This window comes from Tritonibacter scottomollicae, from assembly GCF_003003215.1.
GTDB lineage: Bacteria > Pseudomonadota > Alphaproteobacteria > Rhodobacterales > Rhodobacteraceae > Epibacterium > Epibacterium scottomollicae.
In genome coordinates this window covers 1-8,053 of sequence record NZ_PVUF01000037.1, presented here as the reverse complement: position 1 = coordinate 8,053, position 8,053 = coordinate 1, and the positions used below count along the sequence as shown (strand labels likewise).

The window sequence follows — 8,053 nt, the reverse complement described above, 5'->3', positions numbered from 1 at the left end:
GCGGAAGTCCAAATCCGCATCGCCGTCATGAACGGCTATACGGCGCTCGGCATACCCATTACCGAGGCCGTGGGATAAGTCCGTCTAGGGAAAGGGGAACTCTGTCTATCAGTGGATTTGTGCAACAGAGTCCTTGCGGTTTATTAACTGGCGCCAAAACGTTGCGGTGTGCAAACTGAAGCTACGGGACTTATATCCTCCCGGACTATGCGTGGACTTCATACACCCACGAAACGAGGGCCCTGCCATAGCGCCGGGCCCTCGGCACTTGAGCCGATCACGCGCTTAACGGCGGAGAGGCGGGGCGAAGCTGCTGTTCCCATTCTATTATTTCAACTGGTCAACCTTTCTTCGGGTGGGCCTCCTTGGGTGACATTTGCGAGATAGTGTGGGATCGATATAGATATGAGTATGCTTCGATATATGACCCAAACCTCGTGGCTCAAATGGCTTATCCCTTGGGGATTTGCATGGCTCGTTGTTTTCGCCTGGCCCGAATGGCAGGAGCGCCGCGAACTTGCCATGCTGAGGGCTGAAGCCTGCGAGGTTATGGAGGAGCGGGACTTTTTGCAGGCGGACGCTGTGGCCGCCTGCACGAAAGATAACGACACCTATCTTGCGGGGACAGATGCCGCCGTGGAAAGCCAGACAACGCGTTTGGTTGGAAAGGTCGCTGAAGAGTTGGACCGTCTAGCGCGCGCGGGCGTACGGGAAGACCTTGAGATGTTTGAGCGGATAACGTTTGCGCAGTTTCTGGACGATTATGTGTCACCGCTAGATTTACCTATATCTGCGGAGACTTCTGACCGCCTGCCAGAGCGGTTTGCGATGGATGTGCCATGGATGATGATCACGGGGTACGGGCAGCTGCGCGTTGAGAACCCGGACGGCGACCGGAATGGGACCGCGCATATAGCAGCACCTCTCTCGTTAGACCCAATGTTGCGGGACATACGAGAGGGGGCAGTCGCCACGATTTGTCGCCGATCAGACAATCCTGATTTGCAGTGCAGTGGAACAGTCTATGTACGGCGTGCGTCCAGCGATATCAGTGGGTATCGGGTGGTCCGGCTGGAAATGGTCCCGATTAACGAAGCCCAGATCGATGCGGCCAGCCAATCATTAATCCGTCCGCGGTTCACCGGGTCGCGGAGCAGCGCGCAGGGTTTTTACATGCGACGATTCATTGATGCTTTTGGGCCGGACGGGTCAATATGCGGGAGCAGCACCTGTTAAATTGGGCTTCATGCTGACCTTCGTCGCGACAGTAAACGAGAGCAGCACCTTTGTCGAAGGCCGAGGTCGGCAGAGCGGACGGATTTGCAATTTGCCCTTAAAGAACGAATGTCAGGTTTTAGTGAAAGGACTGTGCCACGACAACGGTGATGGCAATTGGGATGTCGAAAAATCTAAACGCAACACTCTGCGCCCGGATTTCACTTTTGCGGGTTTCGATGCGTGTAAGGTCAGCATCTTTAAAATAAGCACGTCACCGCGCTTGGCCGAGCAGGTTTCGATCGGATACGTCTTTGCCACGCGTTCAGCGCTTTCCGAGGGAATCACGCCAGCCGCGTGGCTACCAATTGCGATCTCCATCGCGCCGTTGGAATCTTCAGTATCGTCTAAGTGAACGCGGACAAATAACATCTCTGCCAAGATGGATTCTGGCGGTTCGCAATGCCACGTGCCTGACTTATGAGACCAATTTTTATATTCAGCGACATCGGCCTTCTCGGTAACCGCGATGACCCGATCCTGATGCCAAGGAACGCCCCAGTTGGCGTTATCCGACTTGTTGAATGCAATAACTCGAACCGGTAGCGCTTTTGGTACAAGGCGTCGTACAGCGCACACCACCGAACTCTCCTCGGACAAGGCGGCATCCAATGCCGTTGATCCATCAAGTCTTTGTCCCGCTTTCGCAGAGATAGAAGCCGCGCGGTCGAACAGCGTCAGGTCGTCTTCTGAAACGGCATTTCTAAGCCAAACTCGGCCGTATTCTTCGAATGCGTCACTAAGTGATTGCTTCGTCATAACCTCTGCTTACCCTTCGACCTTCGTGCAAGCTGACATTAGCTGCGCTGCGGAAAATTGACACTCTGGGCTCTATGCTGACTTGCGTCGCGACAGCGCACAAGAGCAGCATCTTTGTCGAAGGCCGAGGTCGGCTGAGCCGTACAAAGTCCCATTTCGCTACACATGCGCCAATGTCGGCTACTTGGATTTCGTCGTCTTACGACGGTAGTATTTCGCCGACTTGGCTCTGCTACCGCACGCGGCCATGCTGCACCAACGACGCGCACGTCCCCGCCCCCGATCAATAAACAGCCAAGAGCAGCGCTCGCAGTTCCGCATTCGTGCAAGATCATCGCTCCGAAGCAGTGCTTCAAGCAACAGGACGATCCTTACTTTGGGTAGCTCCAGATCAGATTGTTGGGGTGAAGTTGCCCATCTGTACGTATCTCCGTCGCTTTCAAGATGCGCGTTCCTAAGCGCTTGGCGAATGGCGTCTATAACCTGAGTGCGTTCAGGCTCGGGCCATTCCAGATCCGCTTGTTCAGCCATCAGGAGGGCGTGCAGTGCTTCGCGAAAACGCCGTGTGTCTGCCAAGACAGCTTGCGCCGCGTCTGCGTCGTTCTGCTCACGCGCAAGCAGGTCGCGGGCCTCCTGCTCGGACAGGACATCGGCCACAACGGCCCATTCGAGAAAGGTCGGAAAGTCGGTCAGCCGCTCCACATCGCGCAGCTTTGTGCGACCGCCAGCGGTATTTAGAAAATCCAAGACAGGATGACCCCCGATGAGGTCATCTTCAATCCAGACGGTTTGATGCAACATACCCATATCTCACCTTAAAACACGGATTTGACAGTGTGAAGCAGGTGGGTATCTTACCATCAATATCTTTTTGATGGTAAGAATGGAGATCGGAATGACGGGTTGGAGCTTGCATGAAACCTACGAGACGGCTGCGGGCAGAGGCGCGGCAGGGCGGATCGGCGAAGGACCGAACCTCGTGCTGGCCCACGGATGGCCCTGGTCATCATTCTCGTGGCATCGCGTGATCCCCAATCTGGCGAAGGATTTTCGCGTCCATTGGTACGATATGCCCGGCTACGGCCAATCGGCCAAAAGCGCCGAACAACGCACATCGCTCGATGTTCAAGGTGAAGTCTTCGCTGAAATGCTGGGTCATTGGGGGCTAACGCGTCCGCACGTCGTTGCGCATGATTTTGGCGGCGCAACGACATTGCGCGCCCATCTGCTGCATGGGTGTGATTTCGAGAAATATGTTCTCATGAACGTCGTTGCAATGCGCCCCTGGGGGTCAGATTTTTTTGACCATATGGGGCAACATGTCGACGCCTTTCAGGGGCTGCCTGCACACATTCATCGCGCGCTGGTCACTGCTTACATCGAAGGTGCGCTCGTTAATGACATACCGACAGACGATCTGGAAAACCTTGTTGCACCTTGGCTGACGGAGGACGGCGCTTCGAGCTTCTATCGTCAGTTCGCACAGGCGGACGAGAAATATACGGCTGAAGTTGAGCCACAGTTCGGCGCAGTTCGCTGTCCAACAAAAATCGTCTGGGGTGAGGATGATCCCTGGATTCCCCTCGAACGCGGGCGATCTCTTCACGATCTGATGCCGGATGCCGAGTTCACGACCATGCCGGGGGTCGGGCATCTGCCGCAGCTCGAAAACCCTGATGCTGTGCTCGATCAGGTGCGGAAGTTTCTCTGAATGACAGTCGGTCCAATCCAACAAGCCGCCACTCGCACACCGCGCAGCATCAGGCGCAATGGGCTCACTGCCGACTTGCGGCGGCGCGGCACCGGGTTGCTGGGAGACCGCACCTGGTCTCCGCCGCCAGATGACGCCAGCCAGCCCAAAGTGACCGGTGCGAAACGAGGTTGGTTCTCGTTGCCGCACATGCGCAAATCGCGTCTCGACTTCCCGGAACCGGACATTCAAGTTGTCAAACTTGGCTCCTTGCCCTCAATGTCGGCAGTGAGCCCAAGCCGGAATTGCTCATTTAATAAGTTAGTGATCGACCGCTACATTTCGCATCCAATCTAGCAACATCTTTGAGGCAGTAGTTATCCGTCGATCCTTGGGCACCGTCAGCCAATAGCTCCCGAGTGTCACGGTCGTTGCGAACGGGCGCACCAACCGACCTGAAAGAAGCTGACGTTCGAACATCGACACGGGCAGTAGCGCGATGCCGAAGCCCTCGGCGGCAACATCCGCCAGTCCAAGCGAACTGTCCAAAACCGGACCCGTGAGGGAAGGACAAGCTTCTCCGGCCTGCGCGAACCAAGCGGACCACTCATCGGCTCGGTAGCTGCGCAAAAGCGTGTGCTTTCGCATATCCGCAGGGGTCTGCATGTCCAACCTGGGAGAACAGAGCGGCGCCATGGGCGCGTCCATGATGTGATAGGCTTCGACTCCCGGCCATTGGCCGTCGCCAAAGCGGATGGCGGCATCCAATCCCTCGCGGGCGATTTCCACGCGATTGTTGTGGGTGGACAGACGCAGCGTGATTCCGGGATGTGCCCGATCAAAGGCCTGAAGCCGGGGAATGAGCCACCCCACGGCGAAGGTTGTCACGGCGCCGATGTTGAGAATTTCGGTCGGCGGGCCACCGGCAACGCGGTCGAGCACGCGGGCAATGTCGTCCAAACCCCGCTCCATCACCGGGAACAGCGCCTGTCCGGCATCGGTCATGACCAGCCCCGCCGGGGTGCGGTGGAACAGGGTCACGCGCAGCACATCCTCCAGCCGCGCGATCTGGTGACTGACCGCCGCTTGCGTCACGCGAAGTTCTATGGCGGCACGGGTAAAGCTGCCCTGACGTGCGGCCACCTCAAAGGTGCGCAAAGCATTCAGGGGAATGTCGGGACGATCTGGCATGAGCTGAGCTTATATGCAGGTCAATATGTTGTCGTCTTCTTATTGCGCGCCGCTGCGGATATTTCAGCCTCGAAAACTGAAATGGACCAGACATGAAACGCAACTCCCTCCTCTCCACCCTGATCGTGACAGCTTCGTTTAGCCCAGTGTTTGCGCAAGACAGCCAGCAGAGGTTTGAAACTGACGCCGCCGCAAGCTTTGAGAATGCAATCGCGGACTACGATATCCCCGGCCTGATCGTGGGCGTAACCCATAATGGGCAGCACCAGTTCTATCAAACCGGGCTGGCCTCGCGCGAGGACCAGCGGCCTGTGACGCCTGATACGCTGTTCGAGCTTGGCTCCATCAGTAAGATTTTCAATGCCACGTTGGCGGCCTTGGCCGAGGAACGCGGAAAGCTGTCGCTTGATGCGCCGGTCTCGACCTATCTTCCGGCCCTGCAAGGGGCACCCGCAGGGGAGCTGACGCTGATGGATCTTGCAACGCATCATTCCGGTGGCTTGCCCTTGCAGGTTCCAAGTGAGGCGGCAGATGTCGATCAACTGGTGGACTGGCTGGGGGACTGGCAGCCATCTGAACCGGGGGCGCGCAGCTACTCCAATATCAGCATTGGCCTGCTGGGGCGCATCACCTCCGACGCGATGGGCATGAGCTATACTGATGCCCTGCAAACGGATCTCCTCCCCGCGCTCGGACTGACGAATACGTGGATCAATGTTCCCGAAGGCGCGGCGGCCTCTTATGCATATGGTTACGACCGGAAAACGAATGCACCAATCCGTGTCACGCCCGGCGTTCTTGACGATGAAGCCTATGGTGTAAAGTCCTCTGCTCGTGACATGCTGACACTTCTGGACGTCGCGCTTACGAATGGGGATGTCTCTCCTGAAATCCGAAATGCGGTGTCTCGCACTCAGAAGGGGCAGTTCCAGACGCGACTGTATACGCAGGCCATGATCTGGGAGGCTTATCCTTGGCCTGTCGAACCGGAACGTATGGTGGATGGAAATGGCTATGATTTCATCCTCAATCCCCAACCGATGCATGAGGTGGCAGGTCAGTCCGATGAGGATATCATCCTGAACAAGACGGGCGCCACGAACGGGTTCGGTGGATATATTGCTATGGTCCCTAGCGAAAATCTGGGGGTCGTGGTCCTTGCAAACCGCAACTCCCCCAACGAGGCCCGGGTCCGCGCAACCCACGACCTGATTACCCGCATGCTAGCTGAATGAGGTGACGTTACCAGCCGCATCGGCATGCTCGGAAGAGCATGCCGAATATCGGTTTTTGCCCGCACTGCCGCCATCTAACTTCAAAACTTCGCTGCAAGCCTTACCAATGACATGGTGTGATCGCGGTGGTCACTCTCCGATGGCGAACGAGGTCTGATAGTATCAGCCTCACCAATCAAAAGCCGTAAGGAGAACGAACATGAGCCATTATGTTGGTTTGGATGTTTCATTGAAAGAAGTTTCGATTTGTGTGGTGGACGCAGGCGGTGAAGTCTTGAACCGCGCGTCTGTGCCGACCGAACCTGATACCATTGCGGAATATGTTGCGCAGAATGCCCCAAGTGCCGAACGCGTTGTGCATGAAAGTGGGATACTGGCCACCTGGTTGACGCGTGAGCTGGAAAGACGCGGTGTGCCGATCACATGTATCGATGCCCGCATGGCGCACAAGGCGCTGTCAGCGCGCCTCAACAAATCGGACAAGGCGGACGCTGAGGGTCTGGCGCAGCTGGCGCGGACCGGGTGGTTTACGAAAGTCCATATTCGCAGCGAAGCCTCGGACCGTGTGCGGACGCTGGTTGCAGCGCGCGAACGGCTGATCCGCATGCGCAAGAACCTTGAGGCCCACATCCGTGGTGTCCTTAAAACCTTCGGGATCCGCATGGGTCCTGTCTTGCGCGCCCATCATCGCCAGGGGTTCCGTGACCAACTCGCCGAGGCAGGCGCATGTGATCCAATGCTGGGGCTTCTGGCACAGACCATGATACCCATTCACAAAACGCTTTGCGCCTCGGCAGAAGCCCTGGGCGATGAGCTGATGCATGTTGCCAAGCAGAATACACTGGCCCGTCGCCTCATGACGGTGCCGGGCGTCGGCCCACTCGTGGCGCTCAACTTCATCGCGACAATAGATGATGCAAACAGGTTCCGACGATCAACCGATGTCGGCGCGTTCCTTGGCCTGACACCGCGACGATACCAGTCAGGTGAGATCTACAGATCGGGCCGCATCTCCAAATGTGGGGATGCCGAGATGCGCCGCCTGCTGGTCTCTGCCGCAACGTCGCTGATGACGCAGGTCAGCCGGTACTCACCTCTCAAATCCTGGGCAATCCGGCTCAGCGCGCGCAAAGGCTTCAAGAAAGCCGCTGTGGCAACCGCACGCAAAATCGCTGTGATCCTCCATGCGATCTGGCGCGATGGGACTGAGTTCAATTGGACAAAGGAGCCTCTAACCTGACAAACAGCATACCCGCCTGAGGACAGGGCGGGTTCGGCGTCCTCCGGGACGGAGGCAGATCGATCTTGCGTAAAGCGGTCGAGGTGGCGCAACCGGCATCAACCTCGTGAATGACATTCAAGACGATCAGCCCCGGACGCCATCTTGAAGCAGCATCGCCTGACTTCGGAGAGAACCACGACCCCGGCGGACAACAAACCCAACGCCCTTGACATAACCGCGATCAGAGAACCGCTAGACGTTCTGCACCCGCGAGATGGGTCAGCAACCTGACACAAAAGTCTGTTTTGCCTGACACCTGACAGGGGGTGTGGGACGTCGAACACCTTTGACTTAATCAACGGCCAAAACCTGAGGGAACAGCAGAGCCGCGTCTTTCAATTCTGACCCAAACGTCAAACATTTCTGACCCAGAAGACTGCGTATATCGATAAGCTCGCTTACCTGCGCCAGAAACTAGCGGCCCAGAGCCGCCTTCTACCCACAACGCCGCTTCCGCGGCGCAGCTTCCCCGAACCGGCCCTTCATGACATCGTGCAGCGAAATCGGAAGGTCGGAGGTCTGCTGAGCGGATGGGGTGGATGGCTCCTGCATCAACCGGCGTGGCAATGCACCATAGTGCAGTTGCTATGAACTGCTTTTGAGAGGAGCCACCCGATGCAG

General features: G+C 57.1%; 7 protein-coding genes. 4 read left to right on the top strand and 3 right to left on the bottom strand.

All coding sequences use genetic code 11. The annotated features are described in order from the left end of the window. Window positions 1-423: 423 nt before the first annotated feature. Complete coding sequence (locus tag CLV89_RS21640) at window positions 424-1,236, top strand: hypothetical protein (RefSeq protein ID WP_106165667.1); 813 nt, start codon at window positions 424-426, stop codon at window positions 1,234-1,236. Window positions 1,237-1,347: 111 nt separating this feature from the next. On the opposite strand, the gene CLV89_RS21635 is transcribed toward CLV89_RS21640, so the two are convergent. Together CLV89_RS21635 and CLV89_RS21630 are read right to left on the bottom strand one after the other, a co-directional pair. Next, a complete protein-coding gene (locus CLV89_RS21635) occupies window positions 1,348-2,034 on the bottom strand; it encodes a phytanoyl-CoA dioxygenase family protein (RefSeq protein WP_106165666.1) in 687 nt (228 codons plus the stop codon). 180 nt (window positions 2,035-2,214) lie between these two features. Continuing rightward, window positions 2,215-2,835 (bottom strand): CGNR zinc finger domain-containing protein, encoded by a 621-nt coding sequence (locus tag CLV89_RS21630; protein ID WP_165798188.1) that lies wholly within the window; start codon window positions 2,833-2,835, stop codon window positions 2,215-2,217. Between the two features lie 94 nt (window positions 2,836-2,929). Here CLV89_RS21630 and CLV89_RS21625 point away from each other — a divergent pair, with 94 nt between their 5' ends. Beyond that, a complete protein-coding gene (locus CLV89_RS21625) occupies window positions 2,930-3,745 on the top strand; it encodes an alpha/beta fold hydrolase (RefSeq protein ID WP_106165664.1) in 816 nt (271 codons plus the stop codon). A gap of 300 nt (window positions 3,746-4,045) precedes the next feature. Here the strand turns inward: CLV89_RS21625 and CLV89_RS21620 are convergent, their stop codons facing one another. Then, window positions 4,046-4,915, bottom strand: a complete 870-nt coding sequence (locus CLV89_RS21620; RefSeq protein ID WP_106165663.1) for a LysR family transcriptional regulator — start codon at window positions 4,913-4,915, stop codon at window positions 4,046-4,048. A 92-nt stretch (window positions 4,916-5,007) separates the two neighbouring features. On the opposite strand from CLV89_RS21620, the gene ampC reads away from it, so the two are divergent. After that, on the top strand, window positions 5,008-6,150 hold the full coding sequence (ampC, locus tag CLV89_RS21615) for a class C beta-lactamase (protein WP_106165662.1): 1,143 nt from the start codon (window positions 5,008-5,010) through the stop codon (window positions 6,148-6,150). A 199-nt stretch (window positions 6,151-6,349) separates the two neighbouring features. Then, a complete protein-coding gene (locus CLV89_RS21610; protein ID WP_106165661.1) occupies window positions 6,350-7,390 on the top strand; it encodes an IS110 family RNA-guided transposase in 1,041 nt (346 codons plus the stop codon). Window positions 7,391-8,053 lie beyond the last annotated feature (663 nt).